Source organism: Propionicimonas sp. (genome assembly GCF_034927565.1).
Lineage (GTDB): Bacteria > Actinomycetota > Actinomycetes > Propionibacteriales > Propionibacteriaceae > Propionicimonas.
Genome location: NZ_JAYFPT010000036.1, coordinates 47,531 through 66,202 on the forward strand (window position 1 = coordinate 47,531; position 18,672 = coordinate 66,202).

General features: G+C 69.6%; 15 protein-coding genes. 9 read left to right on the forward strand and 6 right to left on the reverse strand.

The features are described from left to right. The first annotated feature begins 48 nt into the window (after positions 1–48). Together VB080_RS07300 and VB080_RS07305 are read left to right on the forward strand one after the other, a co-directional pair. Complete coding sequence (locus VB080_RS07300; RefSeq protein ID WP_323417774.1) at positions 49–987, forward strand: DMT family transporter; 939 nt, start codon at positions 49–51, stop codon at positions 985–987. Positions 988–1,023: 36 nt separating this feature from the next. Next, positions 1,024–2,769, forward strand: a complete 1,746-nt coding sequence (locus tag VB080_RS07305) for a VanW family protein (protein WP_323417775.1) — start codon at positions 1,024–1,026, stop codon at positions 2,767–2,769. A gap of 52 nt (positions 2,770–2,821) precedes the next feature. Here VB080_RS07305 and VB080_RS07310 read toward each other — a convergent pair whose 3' ends face one another. Beyond that, on the reverse strand, positions 2,822–4,138 hold the full coding sequence (locus tag VB080_RS07310) for a 6-phospho-beta-glucosidase (RefSeq protein WP_323417776.1): 1,317 nt from the start codon (positions 4,136–4,138) through the stop codon (positions 2,822–2,824). Then, entirely contained in the window at positions 4,135–4,884 is a 750-nt protein-coding gene (locus VB080_RS07315; RefSeq protein WP_323417777.1) for a DeoR/GlpR family DNA-binding transcription regulator, read from the reverse strand. The genes VB080_RS07310 and VB080_RS07315 overlap by 4 nt, the downstream gene beginning before the upstream one ends. 121 nt (positions 4,885–5,005) lie before the next feature. On the opposite strand from VB080_RS07315, the gene VB080_RS07320 reads away from it, so the two are divergent. The 5 genes from VB080_RS07320 (at position 5,006) to VB080_RS07340 (ending at position 12,728) form a co-directional block, all read left to right on the forward strand. Next, positions 5,006–6,124 (forward strand): carbohydrate kinase family protein, encoded by a 1,119-nt coding sequence (locus tag VB080_RS07320; RefSeq protein WP_323417778.1) that lies wholly within the window; start codon positions 5,006–5,008, stop codon positions 6,122–6,124. Positions 6,125–6,135: 11 nt separating this feature from the next. Further along, positions 6,136–7,530: an ABC transporter substrate-binding protein gene (locus tag VB080_RS07325; protein WP_323417779.1), complete on the forward strand. Its 1,395-nt coding sequence runs from the start codon at positions 6,136–6,138 to the stop codon at positions 7,528–7,530. Then, positions 7,523–8,443 (forward strand): sugar ABC transporter permease, encoded by a 921-nt coding sequence (locus VB080_RS07330; RefSeq protein WP_323417780.1) that lies wholly within the window; start codon positions 7,523–7,525, stop codon positions 8,441–8,443. Before VB080_RS07325 ends, VB080_RS07330 begins: the two co-directional genes overlap by 8 nt. Further along, positions 8,440–9,258 carry a carbohydrate ABC transporter permease gene (locus VB080_RS07335; protein WP_323417781.1) on the forward strand — a complete coding sequence of 273 codons (819 nt, stop codon included), beginning with the start codon at positions 8,440–8,442 and terminating at the stop codon, positions 9,256–9,258. Before VB080_RS07330 ends, VB080_RS07335 begins: the two co-directional genes overlap by 4 nt. Before the next feature lie 314 nt (positions 9,259–9,572). After that, positions 9,573–12,728, forward strand: a complete 3,156-nt coding sequence (locus VB080_RS07340; protein ID WP_323417782.1) for a PIG-L family deacetylase — start codon at positions 9,573–9,575, stop codon at positions 12,726–12,728. Between the two features lie 250 nt (positions 12,729–12,978). On the opposite strand, the gene VB080_RS07345 is transcribed toward VB080_RS07340, so the two are convergent. After that, positions 12,979–13,440, reverse strand: a complete 462-nt coding sequence (locus VB080_RS07345) for a hypothetical protein (protein WP_323417783.1) — start codon at positions 13,438–13,440, stop codon at positions 12,979–12,981. 106 nt (positions 13,441–13,546) lie between these two features. Here VB080_RS07345 and fdxA point away from each other — a divergent pair, with 106 nt between their 5' ends. Beyond that, the gene (gene fdxA, locus VB080_RS07350) at positions 13,547–13,864 is read left to right on the forward strand and encodes a ferredoxin (RefSeq protein ID WP_323417784.1); all 318 of its coding nucleotides are present in this window, start codon (positions 13,547–13,549) and stop codon (positions 13,862–13,864) included. A gap of 89 nt (positions 13,865–13,953) precedes the next feature. Further along, positions 13,954–15,063 (forward strand): succinyldiaminopimelate transaminase, encoded by a 1,110-nt coding sequence (gene dapC / locus VB080_RS07355; RefSeq protein ID WP_323417785.1) that lies wholly within the window; start codon positions 13,954–13,956, stop codon positions 15,061–15,063. 141 nt (positions 15,064–15,204) lie between these two features. Here the strand turns inward: dapC and VB080_RS07360 are convergent, their stop codons facing one another. From VB080_RS07360 to VB080_RS07370, 3 genes are all read right to left on the reverse strand, one after another. Further along, positions 15,205–16,185, reverse strand: coding sequence for a PstS family phosphate ABC transporter substrate-binding protein (locus VB080_RS07360; RefSeq protein WP_323417786.1), 981 nt, complete (start codon positions 16,183–16,185; stop codon positions 15,205–15,207). Between the two features lie 2 nt (positions 16,186–16,187). Then, positions 16,188–17,714 (reverse strand): WG repeat-containing protein, encoded by a 1,527-nt coding sequence (locus tag VB080_RS07365; RefSeq protein WP_323417787.1) that lies wholly within the window; start codon positions 17,712–17,714, stop codon positions 16,188–16,190. Positions 17,715–17,776: 62 nt separating this feature from the next. Then, the gene (locus VB080_RS07370) at positions 17,777–18,634 is read right to left on the reverse strand and encodes a hypothetical protein (protein ID WP_323417788.1); all 858 of its coding nucleotides are present in this window, start codon (positions 18,632–18,634) and stop codon (positions 17,777–17,779) included. Between the last annotated feature and the right edge of the window lie 38 nt (positions 18,635–18,672).

An 18,672-nucleotide genomic window follows, 5' to 3' on the forward strand; every position in this document is an offset into this window, starting at 1 on the left:
CCGACCGGTGAGTGCCGACCGGCGATGGACGAGCGATAGCCTCGTGGAGTGAATCCCCTCGCGACCCGTCGACTGCGGGCCAACGGCCTGTTGCTGCTGGCGTCGGCGATCTGGGGTTTCGCCTTCGCTGCACAGCGGCTGGGCGCGGAGTACATCGGCCCGTTCACCTTCAACGGCCTGCGGTTCGCGATGGGCGCTGCCGCCCTGGTGCCGGTGGTCTGGTGGCTCGACCGGCGACGCGGCGTCCCGGTGACGGCCCGCCGGGCTGCCACCCGTGCCGTGGTGGTGCCCGGTATCCTGGTCGGCACCCTGCTGGCGGTCGCCGTCGGCCTGCAACAGGCCGCGATGAGCTACACCACCGCCGGCAATGCCGCCTTCATCACCGGGCTGTACATGGTCTTCGTGCCACTGGTGGCGGCCTTCCGCGGGCATCGCAGCAGCCCGGCGACCATCGTCGGCATCTGCTGCGCGCTGGCCGGGCTGTACCTGATCAGCGTCACCGACGATTTCACGATCGGTCTGGGGGATCTGCTGGTCCTGATCTCCGCCTTCGTCTGGACGGCCGAGATCTTGTTGATCGAACGCTACGCCCAGGAGTTGTCGGCGCTGCGGTTCTCCATCGCCCAGTTCACCTGGTGCGCGTTGCTGAGTTGCCTGGCCGCTCTGGTTCTCGACCCGGCACCGTTCACCGGGGTCGGGCACGCGCTCATCCCGCTGCTCTACGGTGGCCTGATCTCGGTGGGCATCGCCTACACCCTGCAGGTGATCGGCCAGCGGGACGCCCTGGCCAGCCACGCCGCGCTGATCATGTCCTGCGAGGCGGTCTTCGGTGCCCTGGGCGGTGCGCTGATCCTGCACGAGAACATGGGGGTGCGCGGCTACGCCGGCGCGGCGCTGATGGCGGCCGGGATCATCGTGGCCCAGTTGGCAACCGTGTCGGCCTCCCGCGCGGCCCCTGATCCGTCGGCGGAGGTCTCAGCCCGTTAGCATGGGTGCGCGAACCGCGCCTGGAGAGGACCACGAGTGGCTGCGCCGAAGAAGAACAGAATGCCCGCCGCCGCCCGCGCGGGCCTGATCGCCGTGGGCGGTCTGGTTGTGCTGCTCGGCGCCGCCTACGCCGCCGGGTACGCCCTGGCCGGGGACGGACTGCCGAAGGACTCGGTGATCGCCGGCGTCCCGGTCGGTGGCCTGACCTCCGCCGACGCCGAGGCGAAACTGCGCAAGGAACTGGCGGCGAAGGAGAAGGCGGCCATCACGCTCTCCGCCGGTGAGACCACCGCGACGGTGAAGCCCGCCGACGCCGGGCTCAGCATCGACTACCCGGCCTCGGTCGCCCAGGCCGGCGGCGGACGGAGCGCCAACCCGGTGACGATCATCGAAACCCTCTTCGGCGGCCACGATCTGCCCGCGGTGACCGTCGTCGACGGTTCAGCTCTGGACAAGCTCGTGTCCCAGATCGCTGCGAAGGTGGATGTCGACCCGGCTGATGCCGAACTCGCCTACCACGGCACCACCCCGAAGGTCACCGCAGGGAAGAACGGCGTCACCCTCGACCAGTCCGCGGCCAGGGAGGCGATCAAAAAGGCCTACCTGACCTCGACCTCGGCCACCGCGCCGGTGCAGGTGGTGGAGCCGGAGGTCACCACGGCCGAGGCCGAACAGGCTCTGGGCAGCCTCGCGAAGCCGGCGGTCGCCAAGCCGATCACCGTCAAGGTCGGGGACGTGGGCAGTTTCTCGCTCAAGCCGGAGGCGATCGCCGGGGCGGTCAGCTTCGTGCCGGGCGACGGCGGGCTGGTGGCGAAGGTCGACGCCAAGACTCTCTCCGGCCTGGTCAAGGCCGACCTCGACAAGGTCGGGCTGAAGGCGCCCAGCAACGCCCGGTTCAGCATCGGGCAGAAGAAGAGCGACAAGCCGAAGGTCGTCCCGTCCAAGGACGGCGTCGGGGTCGATCCGCAGGCGCTGGCGGACGCGATCCGTCCCGTCCTGGGTGAGACCACCGACCGGACGGCCGCGGTGGCGACCGTGGTCCGCCCGGCGGACTTCACCACCGCCGAGGCCAAGGCGCTGGGGGTGAAGCAGGTCACCGGGCAGTTCACCACCTACTTCCCCGGCAGTGCCTACCGGTACAACAACATCGGCAAGGGCGCGAAGATGATCACCGGCTACCTGCTGAAGCCCGGCGAGACCTTCTCGCTGAACAAGGTGCTCGGCGAGCGCACGCCGCAGGCCGGCTGGATGGCGGGCGGGGGTATCGCCAACGGCAAGATCGACCCCAACATCTACGGCGGCGGAATCTCCCAGCTGACCACGACCACCTTCAACGCGATCTTCTTCGCCGGGCTGGAGGACGTCTACCACAAGCCGCACTCGCTGTACTTCAGTCGCTACCCGATGGGCCGGGAGGCGACCCTCGACTACCGCAGTGTCGACCTGAAGTTCAAGAACGACTCGCCCTATGGCGTGGTGCTGCAGGCCTGGACCACCGGCCGGACGGGAAGCCAGGGCTCGGTGACCGTCCGGGTCTGGTCGACGAAGGTGTACGACATCAAGGCGACCAAGCCCACCCAGAGCAATTGGCGAGCGCCGGGCAAGACCGTCTACGACAGCTCGGCGAAGTGCATCCCGCAGAGCGCGATGTCCGGCTTCGACGTCCGCTACAACCGGGTGTTCTACAAGAACGGCAAGAAGGTCAAGACCGAGCCCTTCTCGTGGTCGTACAACGCGCTCACCCCGGTGGTCTGCGGCAAGAAGCCCGCCGACAAGGACTGAAGCCCGCCCCGGCAGGAGCGGCCCGACAACACTCCACCGAGCCAGCGCCAGCTCAGGAGAGCAGGCGGGCCAGGTCGGGAAGGTTGGCGGTGTAGCCGTCCACCAGGCGCCGGGCGATCGCCACCGAGTCGACCAGGGGATGGGCGGCGAAGGCCCGCCACGCCAGCCGGCGGGAGCCCTCCCGGGCGGCGGCGATGACCAACTGCTCGGCGGCCTTCACCTGCGCGATCAGGCCGAGTTGCTCACCGACCACCGGGGCGACCGGCCAGGGTCGGATGCCGTTGCCGTCCACCGTGCAGCCGACCTCGATCACCGCCTCCTGGGGGAGCGCGGGCACCAGGGTGCCGTTGCGGACGTTCAGGATCATGGTCGAGCCCCGGCCGGTGGCCAGCGCCGCCATCAGGTCGAGCGCCACCTCCTGGTAGCCGCCACCGAGATCCGACGCCTGACGCTGCTCTTCCGGCGCGCGGCTCTCGGCCATGTAGGTGGCCTCACGTTCGCCGTGCACCGCCTGCCAGGTCTGCAACGGGCTGTCCCCGGGGGCGGCATAGAACCGGGACTGCTGGGCGTCCAGGAACTCCCCACGGGTCTGCGGCTCGGAGCGGATCCGGGCCACCGCCTCCCGCGTGAAGTAGTAGTAGTACAGGTACTCGTTGGGCAGCGCCCCGAGCGCACGCACCCAGTCAAACCCCAGCAGCCGGGCTTCCTCGATCTGGGCCAGGGCAGCATCCGAGCCGAGCAGGCCGGGCAGCACGTCGACGCCGGCGACGCTCAGTTCGCGCAACCAGCCGAGGTGATTGAGCCCGACGTAGTCGAACCGCACCTCCCCGGTGGCGCCGGACGCCTGCACGGCTCGGCGCATCAGGCCGATCGGGGTGTCGCAGATGCCCACCACGCGCTCGCCGAGCACCGCCTGCATGGCTTCGGTGACGATGCCGGCTGGGTTGGTGAAGTTGATCACCCAGGCCTGCGGCGCCACTTCACGGACGGTCTGGGCGAGCCGCACCATGAACGGGACCGTGCGCAACGCGTAGGACAACCCCCCGGGACCTACGGTTTCCTGTCCGAGCACGCCGAGGTCCAGCGCAACCCGTTCGTCGATGGTGCGGCCCGCCGTCCCGCCGATCCGTACCGCGCAGAAGACGAAGTCGGCCCCGCGCAGCGCCTCGGCGAGGTCGAGGGTGGCGGTCAACCGGGGCGGTCGGTCGACTGCCATCGCCTCGACGACGGCGCGAATGGTCGCCAGCCGGGAGGGGGAGGAGTCGTACAGGCTCAACTCGTCGATCGCCACGGGCGCACTCGCGGCAGCGATCGCCTGGTAGACCTGCGGAACCCGGAAGCCGCCGCCTCCGATGATGGTGAGTTTCACGCGAGGAACACCTCGACCTCCGCTGCCCGCAACGCTGCCAGGGTGGCCGGGTCGGCGTCGGGATTGGTCACCACGCAACTGATCGCACCGGGCTCGCACACCGGGAGCAGGCCGACGCCGGGGAACTTGTTCGAGTCGGCCAGCACGACCCGCGTCTGGGAGGAGGCGATCATGGCCCGTTTCACCGGAACCTCGATGCCGGTGGTGTCGGTGATGGTGCCGTCCGGCCGGATGCCGCTGGTGCCCAGGAAGCAGATGGTCGCGTGCAACTGCGCGAGGGCCTGCTCGGTGAGCACGCCGACCATCGAGTGGTAGTTGCGCCGCACCACGCCGCCCAGGACCACCAGCTCAACAGCCTCGTCGCCGCGGAGTTCGTCGATCACCGCCAGGCTGGCGGTGATCACCGTGATCCGACGGCCGCGCAACTGCTTGGCCAGCAGGGCAGTTGTGGTGCCGATGTCGACCAGGACGACGTCCCCGTCGTGGACGAGTTCGGCGGCCCGCGCGGCGATCCGTTTCTTCTCCGGACGGTGCTGGCGCTGCACCTCGCCGAAGGGCACCTTGTCAGGTTCCACACTGCCGCCGCCTCGTACCCGGCGGAGCAGTCCCTCGGCGCTCAGGGCGTTCAGGTCGCGGCGGATGGTCGACAGGGAGACCCCGAACTGTCCGGCGAGCTCCTCAACGGTCACCTCGCCGTCGGTACGCAGCGAATCGAGAATCTTCGCCTGTCTCGTGGCGGACAACATGAGCGGAGCATATCAGTCAACTTCGAGCGTGAACTATCACAATTCGAGCACAGTTAGTGCGGAAACAGTCAGCTCACGGTAAGTTCAGGCAAACTGGTGGGGTACGGCAGAGGAGACTCCAGTGACTGTGGGCGGCGACACCGACTTCGATGTCGTGCTGGCCGGGCCGGTCTTCTTCGACATCATCTTCACCGGGCTGCCCGGCAGTCCGCCGCCGGGCACCGAGACCTTCGCCCAGGGGATGGGCGCCAGCCCGGGCGGGATCGCCAACCTCGCCGTGGCCACCCGCCGGCTCGGCCTGCGCACCGCACTGGCCACCGTCATCGGTGGCGATGCCTACGGCCGCTGGACCTGGGAGCTGCTCTCCCAGGAGGGCGTCGACCTGCGCTACTCCCGGCGGCTGCCCGACTGGCACACCTCCGTCACCGTGTCGCTGATCGAGGACGGCGACCGCGCCATGGTCACCCACGCCCACGACGACCCGGTCTCGTCGCAGGAGCTGCTGGCCGACGGCGTCTCGGCGCGTGCGGCCATCCTCGACCTGAGCGGCCTGGCCACCGGCACCGACACCTGGTGGCGGCGGGCCGCCAGGCAGGGAACCAGGCTGTTCGCCGGAACCGGCTGGGACCCCTCGGGCGCCTGGGATGTCAGTGACCTCGATCCGTTGGCCGACTGCCACTGTTTCATCGTCAACGCCGGCGAGGCGATGGGCTACGCCCGGGCGGACACCCCACTGGAAGCAGCGCGGTGGCTGGCCACCCGGGTGCCGCTGGCCGTGGTCACCTGCGGGCCGGACGGGGCGGTGGCCGTCGACGCGATCTCCGGCGAAGAGGCCAGCGTCCCCGCCATCGCGGCCGAGGTGCTGGACGCCACCGGTGCCGGCGACGTGTTCACCGCGGCCTTTGTGGTGGCCACCTTGCAGGAGTGGTCGCTCAGTCGGCGACTGGCCTTCGCCGCGCTCGCCGCCGGCCTGGCGGTGCAGAACTTCGGCGGTGCGCTCGGTGCTCCGGGGTGGTGCGACATCGCCGACTGGTGGGCGGTCGTCGGCCCGGACGCGGACGAGGAAATCGCCGCCCGCTACGGCTTCCTCACCGAACTCCTGCGGGCGGCCGACCTGCGTTCGGTCCGGCGGGCCGACCCCACCTTGCGGTTTGCCGAGGATCGCTCGGCGGCCGACCTCCTGCCGTCCATCACGCCCGTTCCGCGACCAACTCCCGACTCGACTCACGATCCACGATAGAAAGGTAGATCATGCCCAACTCTCATCGTCGTCTCAGCAGCGCCGTCCTCGGCGTTGCCCTGCTCGGCGTCCTGGCCGCCTGTGCTCCGGGCACCGGCCAGGCGCCCACCACGGCCTCCTCGGCCAGCCCCACCAGTAGCACCGCCAGCGAGGCCCCGTCCGGGGTGAACACCGACATCGCCGGCGTCGGCGACGTCACCCTGACCGTCTGGGACCAGGAGGTCCGCGGTGGTCAGAACGAACAGGTCGAGAAGCTCAACGCCTCCTTCCAGGCCAAGTACCCCAATGTGAAGATCAACCGGGTCTCACAGTCCTTCGACGACCTGGCCACCACGCTGCGGCTGGCGCTCACCGGTCCAGACGCCCCCGACGTGGTGCAGGCCAACAACGGTCGCAACACCATGGGTGCGTTCGTCGAGGCGGGTCAGCTGATTCCGCTGGACGAGTACGCGAAGGCCTACGGCTGGAACGAACGGTTCTCGCCGTCCATCCTGAAGTTCTCCACCTACTCCGCCGATGCCAAGGTCTTCGGTGAGGGCAATCTCTACGGTGTGCCGCAGGTCGGCGAGGTGGTCGGGGTGTTCTACTCCAAGAGCAAGCTGGCCAAGCTCAAGCTCGACGTCCCGCAGGACTGGGCTGGCTTCGAGGACGCCCTGGCCAAGGCAAAGGCGGCCGGCGAGACCCCCCTCATGCTGGGCAACATCGACAAGTGGCCCGCGATCCACGTGTTCGGCCCGCTGCAGGGTTCGACCGTCCCGGCCGACCAGGTGACAGCCCTTGCGCTCGGCAACGCCGGTGCCAGCTGGAAGACGCCGGAGAACGAGGCCGCTGCCAAGACCCTGCAGGACTGGGTCAAGGACGGCTACTTCAACAACGGCGTCAACGGCGCCGACTACGACCAGACCTGGCAGAAGATGACCAAGGGCGAGGGGGTCTTCCTGATCGGCGGTTCCTGGCTGGCAGCCGACATGGGCGACGTGATGGGTGACGACCTCGGCTTCTTCGTGCCGGCGAACGCTGCCGGGCGCTACGCCACCACCGGCGGCACCGGGCTGCCGTTCGCGGTCACCTCGGCCTCGAAGCACCCCGACGTCGCTGCCGCCTACCTCGACTGGCTCACCAGCGACGACGCCATGCAGGTGCTGGTCGACACCGGCAACCTGCCGGTGAACCGCACCGCCGAGCTTGCCTCGGCGACATCGGGGGCGCTGGCCGAGGTGTTCACCGAGTTCGGCAAGGTCACCGACGAGGGTGATGTCCTGCCGTACCTCGACTACGCGACCCCGACCTTCTCCGACACCCTCGGCACCGCGCTCCAGGGCCTGATCGACGGTCAACTGACCCCGGCCGCGTTCACCGAGGCGTTGGAGGCCGATTACTCGGCATTCGTCGCCTCGAATGCCTGACCAGACGGGGACGGGCTCCGGCGCCGGGACTGTCCGGCGCCGGAGCCGGCTCGCCGGGCCCGGCTGGCTACCCTGGGCCTACCTGCTCCCGGCGCTGCTGCTCTACGGCGGCTTCCTGCTGTTCCCGCTCGCCCGTTCGGTGCAGTACTCGCTGTACGAGTGGGACGGGCTGAGCGCTACCTCACGCTTCGTCGGTCTCGAGAACTACCTCATGGTGTTCGCCGACGCCCGGCTGCGGGAGGCCTTCGGCCATGCCTTGGTGCTGATCTTCTTCTACGCCGTGCTGCCGCTGGTGATCGGGTTGTTGCTGGCGTCCATCCTGACCCGCGCGCGGGTGCGCGGACTGGGCTTCTTCCGGGTGGTGATCTTCCTGCCGCAGGTCATCGCCATGGTGGTGATCGCGGTCACCTGGCGGCAGCTGTACGCCCCGGACGGCCCGATCAACGGCCTGCTGCGTGCCGTCGGCCTGGGGGCGCTGGCCCGTCCCTGGCTGGGGGACTACACCTGGACTCTGCCGGCGGTGGGCTTCATCGGGACGTGGGTGTCGACCGGGTTGGTCACCGTCCTGCTGATGGCGGGCATCGCGCGGATCCCGACCGAGCAGTTCGAGGCGGCGCGGCTGGATGGCGCCGGCGCCGTCCGGGAGTTCTTCGCCATCACACTGCCGAGCGTCCGCGGGGAGATCACCGTCGCCCTCACCCTGACCATCGTCGCGGCGCTGAAGACCTTCGACCTGGTCTACGTGACCACCAAGGGCGGGCCCGGCACCTCTACCACGGTGCCGAGCTATGAGGTGTACCGCAACGCCTTCGAACTGGGACGGGTGGGGGTCGCCACGGCGATCGGCATCGTACTGACCGTGATCGTCTTCGCGATCAACGCCGTGGTGAACCGGATCGGGGAGCGGTCATGAAGATCTCGGCCTTCGAACGCGCGGCGAACTACGTGATCCTGGTGCTGTTCGCCTTCGTCGTGTTCGCCCCGATCGGAGTCATCCTGACCCTGGCCTTCGGACCGCAGAACGCGGCGGCCGAACGGGCCGGCGGCGCCTTCCACCCGGAGAACTTCGCCGATGCCTGGGTGATCGGACGATTCGGCCAGTACATGGTCACCTCGGTGGTGGTGGCGGTGATCGTGGTGGTACTGGCGGTGACGGCGTCAATTCTGGCTGGCTACGCGCTGGGCACGATGCGGTTCGCCGGTCAAGGGCTGGTCTTCCTGCTCTTCCTGCTCGGGATCATGGTGCCCACCGAGGCCTTCGTCGTCCCGCTGTTCTTCGACCTGCGCCAACTCGGCCTGACCAACACGGTCTGGGGCGTGGCGCTGCCGCAGGTGGCGATGTCGATCGCCTTCGGGACCTACTGGATGCGCACCTATTTCCGCTCCTCGTCGGTCGCGCTGATCGAGGCCGCCCGGCTCGACGGTGCGGGGTCGATGCGGATCCTGTGGCAGATCCTGGTCCCGGTCGGACGGCCGGCGATCCTCACCCTGGTGTTGTTGGTCTTCATGTGGACCTGGAACGAGTTCCTGATCCCGCTGGTGATGTCCCCGAACGCGACCATCCGGACCGCACCGCTCGGGCTGGCCTTCTTCCAGGGCCAGTACACCCAGGGGACGGCGCTGCTGGCCGCCGGGGCGGTGCTGGTGGCCGCCCCCGTGGTGGTGCTCTACATCTTCCTGCAGCGGCACTTCATCCGCGGGATGCTGGAGGGCGCCGTCCGCGAGTGAGCGGGGGCGCTGCCGAGAAACTGCCTCGGATGGAGTTCCTGCCCGCCTCCCGTCTGGACTGATCCGCTTACCAGGCACCCGGCTCACCCGGAACCGTCCCGTGCCTTGGTGGGTGACTCACCTGAGCCAGCGCCGGCTGTGGCGCGCCGGGTCTGGTGGAGCCACCCGAATGTTGGCCCTGACGAGCACATGCGTGCATGCGATCGTGCACTGATGCTCGGAATTGCTCGAAATTGGTTGATTCCGTGCGCCAGCCCGGTCTACCCTGACCGCACCCCACTCCCTTCCGGGGCGAATCCAGTGCTGGAGGCGCAATGAAACGGAAATTCCAGGTGGCGTTGGTGGCGGCAGTCGCAGCGCTGGGCCTCGTGGTCCAGCCTTTGACGGCATCAGCGGCGCCCACACCCCCTCAACCCACCCTCACCGTCGGCAAGGCGTCGGATGCGACGGCCAACCGACCGCACAAGATCAACATCATGGGAATCTTCGCCCACCCCGACGACGAGGCCGGACTGGCCACCCCCTGCGGGGTCTGGCACGACCGCTACGGCATCACCTGCGGCATCATCATGGTCACCCGTGGTGAGGGCGGCTCGAACTCGGTGGGCTCGGAGGCGGGCCCGGCCCTCGGGCTGCGGCGGGAGAACGAGGATCGCACCTCGCACGTCCGCTCCGGCACCATCGACATCTTCAACCTCGACCGGGTCGACTTCTTCTACAACACCTCCGCGCCGCTGACCGCCCAGGTCTGGGACACCGAGGAGACCCTGCGTCGCGCGGTCCGGATCATCCGGGAGACCCAGCCCGACATCCTGCTCGGCTGGACGCCCTCACTGGCCGTCGGCCACGGCAACCACCAGTACGCCCAGGGCCGCCTGGTCTGGACGGCCGCCGCCGCGGCGGCGGATCCGAAGAAGTTCCCCGAGCAGCTCACCGGGGTCGGCGCGGTCAAGACCTGGCAGGTCAAGAAGATCCTGGCCGACATGTCGATCCTGCGGTTCACCTCCGGCATCACCGCCGGCACCGGCGGCACGTCCGCGCCCAACTGCAATACCGGCTTCGTCCCGGACGCGAACAACCCGTTCACCGTGGTCGGTACCTGGACCGGCTACGAGTCGCCCTACACCTGGGCCGCCGGCAACACCGCCGGGCAGCCGGCAGGCAGCGCCAAGACCTGGGCGCAGGTCGGGGGTGAGGGAGCGGCGGCGCACGCCACCCAGGCCCGTTCGATGCAGAAGGGGGTCGTGCAGCCCACCTGCCAGCGCTTCGGCGTGCTGTGGTCGGGCGTCCCGCTCCAGCCGAACGCGGCGACCGCCTCGGCCAAGGACAACGCCATCCTCTACGGTGCGGTGATCCCCGATCCCGGCGGCATGCCGCTCGGATCGACGCTGTCGGTCGAGCCGGCTGCGTACTACCAGTCGGCGGGTGAGCCGTTCACCGTGACGGTCTCGCTGAAGTCCGGCAAGGGCACGCTGCCGGCCGGAAAGGTGGCGCTCAACGTCCCGTCCGGCTGGAAGGTTTCGGGCCCGGTGAAGGTCAGCGGAGTAGGCGACCGGAAGGCCACCACCGCCCGCTTCACCGTGACGCCTACCGCCGATGCCGCGAACGCGGTCTTCAAGCTCGGGGCCACCTACACCGGCGGCCGGGTCACCGGCTACAACGACACCCGGGTCGAGCTCGTGTCCGGGATCGAGGGACGGTTCCAGCGATGGGGCAATCTCGCCGAGTACGAACAGTGGATGGCCGACAACAATGCCTACGTCGGCGGCCGCTCGACGGCGCTGGGACGGATCGGGGCCGGCGAGTCGGTCACCGAGACGGTCGAGGTGACCAACCACACCCAGGCCTCGCAGTCGGGCACCGTCACCCTCACCGTGCCGGACGGCTTCGTCGTCGATGCGACCTCGAAGCCCTACGGGCCGCTGGCAGCGGGCCAGACCACAAGCGTGGACTTCGTGGTGACCAGTACGGATCCGTCCGATCCGGGCGGACGCACGGTCCCGATCACCGCCGTCACCAGCTACTCCGGCGGCCAGTCCAGCGAGACCCTGACGATGTACCTGGTGCCGAGCGTGACAATTCCACAGCTCGCCGCGGCACCGGCGATCGACGGGGTGCAGGACGACCTCTACACCGGTGACCCGCTTTCCCTGGCCAAGGTCTGGGAGGGAGAGGCCTGCGCCCCGGACGGCGTCGACTGCGGCACCGGTAGCGTCGCCCAGCTGGGCTGGTTCGACGATGCCCTGTACGCCCACGTCCATGTGACCGACGACGTGGCGAGCGCGGCGGCCAGCCCCGAGCGGTGCTTCGGGCACTGGCTGGTCGATTCAGTGGAGGTGCTGCTCGATCCGCGCGGCAACTCGGCCGACACCTCGACCACCTTCAAGCTCGGGGTGTTCCCGTACACCGACGATCCCACCGGGGCCAACGGCAATGGTGTGGACGGCCCGTGCTGGGAACGCGACGCCGACAACCACCAGGGCTTCGCCACCGGTCCGCTGGCCGCGACCGTCGAGGACGCCCCGAACGCTCCCGGCGTCGAGGTGGTCTCGCGGGTGGACGTCTCCGGTGGGAAGTACACCGGTGGCGGCTACGACATCGAGCTGAAGATCCCGCTCGCCGACCTGCCGGCCGCCGTCGGCCCCACCAGCCAGGCGCCGACCGGTAACCCGGCGACCAATGTGGTCGACCCCACCTACCTGGGGCTGAACGTGACCCCCTATGACTCCGACACCCAGGACTTCATCGGCCAGACCCGCAACGCCTGGTCGGCCTTCGGAAGCCAGCAGTCCGAGCCCTACCGCTGGGGCCACGCCTACCTCGCCGGCTACACCCCGCCGACCGGACGGACGACGGTCGCACCGCCGGCGATCATCCCGGACACCGCCCTGGAGGGGGTGGAGTCCCCGCAGACGATCTACCAGTCGGCTGTCCGCGGGGTGACCATGTCCGGGCTGCAGCCGAGTAACGCGATGAAGCTGGGCACGGTCTCGCTGAACGGGAAGACGGTGCGGGTGGATTACCGCACCTCGGCCCGAGGCACGGCGCGGGTGTACGTCTGGACGGGCGACCCGAGCTTCGTCAAGGTCTGGAAGTCCAGCTGTGCCGGGGACGTCTACGGCTTCGACGCCTGCTCTGCCTCCGACGGCACCGCAGCGCCGTGGGCGCCTGACATGGGCGGTCACCTGCTCGGCAGTACCGAGGCGGCGATCACCCGGACCGGTCAGGGCACCCTCACCCTGCAACTCGATGCCGACGCCGCCGCGCGGCTCGGCAAGGGGAGCTATCTGCTGGTGTCCTTCATCCAGAGCGACTCGGTCCGCCAGGCCACGAAGGTGTCGACCCCGTTCGGCACCTGGTACCGGCTGGGTCGCTGGCCCTTCCCCGGGCACAAGCCGGGCGCGAGTGCTGTCGGCAGCGTGAACGCGTGGAGTTTCCCGGTGGTGGAGAAGGGGAGGTCGCATCGCTAGCAGTGGCACTGGCCGACTTCCGTCCGCCCGCTGCAGGGTTGACACCAGGTCATCCTCGGCGAGCAACCCCTGTTAGGCCGTGAAGGCGGGGATCCCACCGGCCGCAGGGCTCACCACCGGTGCGGGAGCGACAGGGTGGCGTGGGGGACGGCACGACGGGTGTCCCGTCCAGGTTTGCGGGCGGGACACCCTGCCGTCCGGGGTAGCCGGTGCCGCAGGAGGTCGGCCAGGGCGGGGCAGTTGCCGCGGCTCAGCGAAGCTCGGTGAACCCGAGCGCGAGCAGGGCGCCGATCTGGCCGGGGTCGTCAGTGCGGACCTGCATGCTGCGGACACCGGAGCGTGCCGCCCACCAGGCCACCGCCACCAGGTCCTGGTCGGGGGAGGTGGTCACCCACTCACCGTCGACCAGCCCGATCCGTGGCGCGGACACCCGGGCGACGGTCGGTCGGCCGGCGAGCAGGTCGAACAGTCGGATCACGAACCGGCGCCCGGACACCCCGGCCCGGGCCGCCATGCCGTCCAGCAGGTCCGGCTCCATCCGCAAGGGGTCGCGCCCGCGCGAGACCGGCACCTGGTGGCCGGCGACGATCGCGGCCTGGACGATGGTGTGCTCGACCCCCCGGCGGTCCAGCACGGTGAGGGTTTCGTCATCGCTGCCGGTGACGAAACCGACCACATCCCGGGTGCCGCCTTCGGGCACCGCGAAACGCACCGTAACCCGTACTCCCTCAACGGTTGGGACGTCGTGTGTCCCGCCCGGTGTGCGTCGCGTCATGAGTTGTAGAGTAGGGCCCGAAGTCGATTGAGGAGAGCATGGAATGACCTACGTGATCGCGCAGCCCTGTGTGGACATCAAGGACCGCGCCTGCGTGGAGGAATGTCCCGTCGATTGCATCTACGAGGGCAATCGCATGCTCTACATCCATCCTGACGAGTGCGTCGACTGCGGCGCCTGCGAGCCGGTCTGCCCGGTCTCGGCGATCTTCTACGAGGACGACCTGCCCGACGACCAGACCGAGTACCTCGACGTCAACGCCGAGTTCTTCGCCGAGATCGGTTCCCCGGGTGGCGCCGCCCGGCAGGGCCCGGTCGACTACGACCACCCGGTCGTGGTGGCGCTGCCGCCACAGGGCTAGAACCTGTCTCCCCGCGCCGGGAGTCGCGCTCTACCGGGCATCCCTGCCCCGATGGCCTGCCGCTGTGGCGGGCGGAAAGGCCCGCGCCGATGAACCCGCTTGCGTCCTCGCTGCCGGACTTCCCCTGGGACACGCTGGCTGACGCACGGGCGCTGGCGGTCTCACACCCGGACGGGCTGGTCGATCTCTCGGTCGGCACCCCGGTCGACCCGACCCCGCAGGTCGCGCAGGCCGCGCTGCAGGCGGCCGCCGACGCCCCCGGCTACCCGGCCACCTGGGGGACGCCAGAACTGCGCCGGGCGATCATCAACTACCTCGCCATTCGCTGGCAGGCCGCCGGGCTGGACGACGCCGGTGTGCTGCCGGTACTGGGCACCAAGGAACTGGTGGCGCTGCTGCCCACCCTGCTGGGGCTGGGCGCCGGCGACACCGTGGTGATCCCGGCGACCGGCTATCCGACCTATGACGTCGGAGCCCGGATCGCCCGGGCACAGGTGGTGGCCACCGACGACCCGGCCGAGGCGGCGAGCCTGCGGCCGAAACTGATCTGGATCAACTCCCCGGCCAACCCGCACGGCCGGATCCTTTCTGTCGTCCAGACCCGGGCCTGGGTGGCGGCCGCCCGCGCGGCCGGCGCGCTGCTGGCCAGTGACGAGTGCTACGGCGAGTTCGGCTGGGAGGCCGAGCCGGTCTCCGTCCTGCATCCCGCGGTGAACGACGGCTCGCACGAGCGTCTGCTGGCCGTCCACTCGCTGTCGAAACGGTCGAATGTCGCCGGTTACCGGGCCGGTTTCGTTGCCGGCGACCCGCGGGTGGTGGCCGAACTGCTTGAGGTCCGCAAGCACGCCGGGATGATCCTGCCTGCCCCGATCCAGGCCGCGATGACCGCGCTGCTGGGCGACACCGCCCATGTCGAGCAGCAACGGGCACGCTACCTGCGCCGCCGGGCGCTGTTGCGTCCCGCGCTGGAGGCCGCCGGCTACCGGATCGAGTTCTCCGAGGGCTCGCTCTACCTGTGGTGCACCCGTGGCGAGGACGGCAGGGCGTCGGTACGGCACCTGGCCGGCCTGGGCATCCTGGTCGCCCCCGGCGATTTCTACGGCGAGGCCGGACGGCAGTTCGTCCGGGTGGCGCTGACCGCCACCGACGAGCAGATCGAGGCCGCATCCGACCGGCTGCACGCGGCTGCCCTCCAGTAGCCCGGGCGGGACGCCGGAACTGCGCCGGCTGCGCTGCGCCATCCGGTCAGGATGGTGTCGCAATTCTGCGTCTCGATGTCCCGGCAGCCTTGATTTCGGCCCGCGCAGCAATCGAGCCGCAGAATCGCGACAGGAGTCGGGTCAGCCCGCCGGGACGTACCCGGCATCCTTGACTGCCTGGGTGCCCTCGGGGGAGAGCAGCCACTCCATCACCCGGCGGGCCGGGCTGTTCGCCGGCTCGTCTGCCCGGATGATCACGAAGAAGTCGTTCACGTACGGGTACTGGCCGCTGCCGATGGTCTCGGCGGACGGCATCACATCGCCGACCTCGAGCATCTGGATGCCCTCGACCGCGTACATCGTGGCCAAGTAGTAGTAGACCGAGTAGCCCAGGGCGTTGGCGGTGTTGGCATAGCTGGAGACGCCGTCGATGATCTCGCCCATGTCGGCGGTGATCCGTTCGCTGGGCGCCTTGGCCATCGTCCGGTCACCCATCACGTACTTGCGCATCAGGGCCTGCGAACCGGACTCCTCCGGCCGCTGGTAGGCGACGATCGGGGCGTCCTTGCCGCCGACCTGCTTCCAGTTGGTGATCGTGCCGCTGTAGATGGCCCGGTACTGCTCGGTGGTCAGCGAGGTCACCGGGTTGTCGGCGTTGGTGAAGAAGACCAGGGCGTCCCGGCCGATCGGGTGCGACTCCAGCTTCACCTTGGACTCGGCGACCTCTTTCTTCACCGACGCGTCCGCCTCGTAGACCAGCAGCAGGTCGGCTGAGCCGTCCACCAGCGCCCGATAGGCGTTCGGGGTGGTGGTGACGCTGACCGCGTTGTCTGCCTCGGCCTGGCTCGCTCCGGTCAGCCGCTGCATCACCATCGAGATCAACGGGATGTTGGCCGTCGAGCCATCGAACTTCGGCAGGGTGCCGAAGGTGAACGGATACGACGTGGACGTCGGGCTCGCCGGGGGCGGGGTCGAGGGCGTCGGGCTCACGGACGGCGAGTTCGCCGACGGTGAGCTGGGCACGGGAGTGCTTGTCGGGGTGCCGGTGGACGTGGGCGGGGCGGTGCAGCCGGCCAGCGCTACGGCCAGGACGGCCGCGAAGGTGACGAGGCGACGGGACATGATCAGTCCTCCAGGAAGGTGTAGCGGCTCTCGCGGTACAGCCAGCCGCCGGTGCGGTCGATAAAGCCCTGGTAGCGGCCTGCCACCGTCCAGGCGTAGGCGGAGTCGGTGCCCGCGGTGGCATCCTCGACCACCACCACCTCGCGGAATCCGGAGCGCTTGCCGTCGGCATCGTAGACGGCTGGCGGGGCGCCGTCCTCCATCGGGCTGCAGCTCACCCACCCGGCGCTGGCACCACAGAAGGAGGGCCGGTCCAGGAAGAAGGTCTTCCCGGTGGCGGTGTTGAGGACGTGGGTCGCCGGGCTGTCGGGGGTGGCGTCGGTGAACAGCGTGCGGGACAGCACGTCGCTGAAGCCGTCCGGGGTGCCGGCCAGGGTGAGTTCCGGCACCAGCAGCAACTGGGCCCGTCCGGAGCGGGGATGGATGCCGCAGGCGCTGCCGGGATTCCAGCCGCAGTCGATCTCGGCCTGCTGCGGCTTCAGGATGACCGTCAGGTCAGGCCCGAGCAGGCCGTTCAACTCGACGCCGTTCGCGTCCCGGGAGACCTGGTAGCCCCACCCCAGGTAGCTGATGGAGGACCAGTCCCCGGGCAGACGCTTGAAGGAGGTGTCGATGAAGTACTCCTTCTGGTCCTTCTCCACCACGGCATAGCCGCCGTGGAAGCCGTCGGTACGTCCTAGCGACGGCTTCAGCGCCCAGCGGCCGGTGCGGTCGAGGTAGCCCATTCGCGGCTCGCGGCCGGTGTCGGCATCGGGCGGCTGATCGGTGGCCGGGATGAGGCTGGGGTCGGCGCCGTCGTGCAGCGGGGCGGAGTAGTCGGCCAGGTAGCCCAGGTGGGGGGTGCGCTTGCCGGTCTCCAGGTCGAGGAAGTACTCGCCGGTGGCCTCGTGGACGTTCACCGTCCGCCGGTCCAGCGCGGTGACCACCCGGTTCTTCTTCAGCGGCAGCAGCACGGTGTGCGACCGCAGGTCGTACAGCCCGTTGCCGACGTCGAACGGCCCGGTCTCACTGACCTGTTCGCTGAAGGTGGCGTAGGTGTCGTCGGTGCAGTCGGTGAACCGGCCGGGAATCGTGCCGGTCACCGTGCCCGACAGATCCAGGATGTCGGCGTGCTCGTCCCCGGAGCCGGCCAGGACGAGCGAGGCCCGGCCGTTCGCGTCCCGGCAGTACTCGTAGTTGTCGTAGCGGGGTGGGACGACGAGGCTGCCGGTGGTGTCGACGAAGCCGAACCGGTCCTGGTCGGTCGCCCAGCCGTCGAGGTAGACCGTGGTGGTGGTCCTGGTCGGCCACAGCATCGGGCCGCCGTCCGCCGCGGGCATCGGCGACGGGCCGGCATAGTCGGTGGTGGTCGATGTCGGGGTGGGTGGTGGCGCCGTGGGGCCCGTGGCCGGTGGGGTCGGGGCCGAGTTGCTGCCGGACGGGCCGGGGAGGCTGGAGGGCTGCGGGGCGGTCGGGGTGCAGCCGGCCAGTCCGAGCGCCAGGGCGGTGGCCAGGGCCGGCACCGCAGGTCGCCACCAGCTTGTCCTCACGCCATGATCATGGTGGTGGCAGGCTCGTTCGTTGCGCCTCACAGCGAGATCTTCGGGATTCTTCAGCGAGCCGGCGACTCGGGGAAGGTCAGCACGACCACCTCGGCGTCGGTGCTTCCGGTGCCGTGCCAAGCGGCGGCCGAGCGCGGGTCGTGGGTCCAGTGCCAGTTTCCCAGTTCCACCCCGGTCACGCCGTACTCGGCCACTCCGGCCACCGCCGCATGGGCGACCGACCAGGCCGTGCGGGGCTCGTCGGCGGTGACCACCAGCCGGTCGGCGCCGGTCTCGACGCTGACCTTCTTGCCGAAGGTCTTGGTGAGGAAGGAGGCCATCGCGTCCGGGTTCGGGTCGGACGGTTCACCGATCCGGCAACTGAAGCCGGCGGGCGTCTCGCCGGCCAGCGCGCTGGCGAGGATGCGGGCACGGTCGACGTGTTTGCGGTAGGCCTCCGGATGGGCGCTGCGCTGGACAGCCTGGGCGACGTCGTTGATGTCGCCGTCCTTCCAGCCCTTCACCTTCACCAGCGCCTTGTAGAACTGGGTGGAGGAGTACCAGGGATCCATGATCTCCGACTCGGTTCCCCAGCCCTGGCTGGGCCGCTGCTGGAACAGGCCCAGGGAGTCGGCATGGCCGTAGTCGAGGTTGCGCAGGCCGGATTCCTGGAAGGCGGTCGCGAGCGCGATGCTGGCCGCTCGTGGCACCAGCCCTCGCTTTACCGACACCCCGGAGATCAGCGCCGCGTAGTAGGCCTGGTCAGCGGTAATGGTGGCCGAACCGGTGCTCGTGGTGGCGGTGCAGCGATCAGCCAGTGGCAGCGGCTCGCGGTTGAGCATCCGCCAGACCACCGTCCCGCCCACAGCCACGGCAGCGACCGTGAGCACGACCACTGCGCCCACGGCCAGCCGCTTCAGACGACTCATCGCGGGTGGCCCTTCGGGCTGCCGGCCGAAGGCGGCCT

Coding starts and splice junctions, on each gene's coding strand:
- dapC (WP_323417785.1), top strand. CDS start 13,954: ATGAACCCGCTTGCGTCCTCGCTGCCGGACTTCCCCTGGGACACGCTG.
- VB080_RS07335 (WP_323417781.1), top strand. CDS start 8,440: ATGAAGATCTCGGCCTTCGAACGCGCGGCGAACTACGTGATCCTGGTG.
- VB080_RS07330 (WP_323417780.1), top strand. CDS start 7,523: ATGCCTGACCAGACGGGGACGGGCTCCGGCGCCGGGACTGTCCGGCGC.
- VB080_RS07340 (WP_323417782.1), top strand. CDS start 9,573: ATGAAACGGAAATTCCAGGTGGCGTTGGTGGCGGCAGTCGCAGCGCTG.
- VB080_RS07315 (WP_323417777.1), bottom strand. CDS start 4,884: ATGTTGTCCGCCACGAGACAGGCGAAGATTCTCGATTCGCTGCGTACC.
- fdxA (WP_323417784.1), top strand. CDS start 13,547: ATGACCTACGTGATCGCGCAGCCCTGTGTGGACATCAAGGACCGCGCC.
- VB080_RS07360 (WP_323417786.1), bottom strand. CDS start 16,185: ATGTCCCGTCGCCTCGTCACCTTCGCGGCCGTCCTGGCCGTAGCGCTG.
- VB080_RS07325 (WP_323417779.1), top strand. CDS start 6,136: ATGCCCAACTCTCATCGTCGTCTCAGCAGCGCCGTCCTCGGCGTTGCC.
- VB080_RS07370 (WP_323417788.1), bottom strand. CDS start 18,634: ATGAGTCGTCTGAAGCGGCTGGCCGTGGGCGCAGTGGTCGTGCTCACG.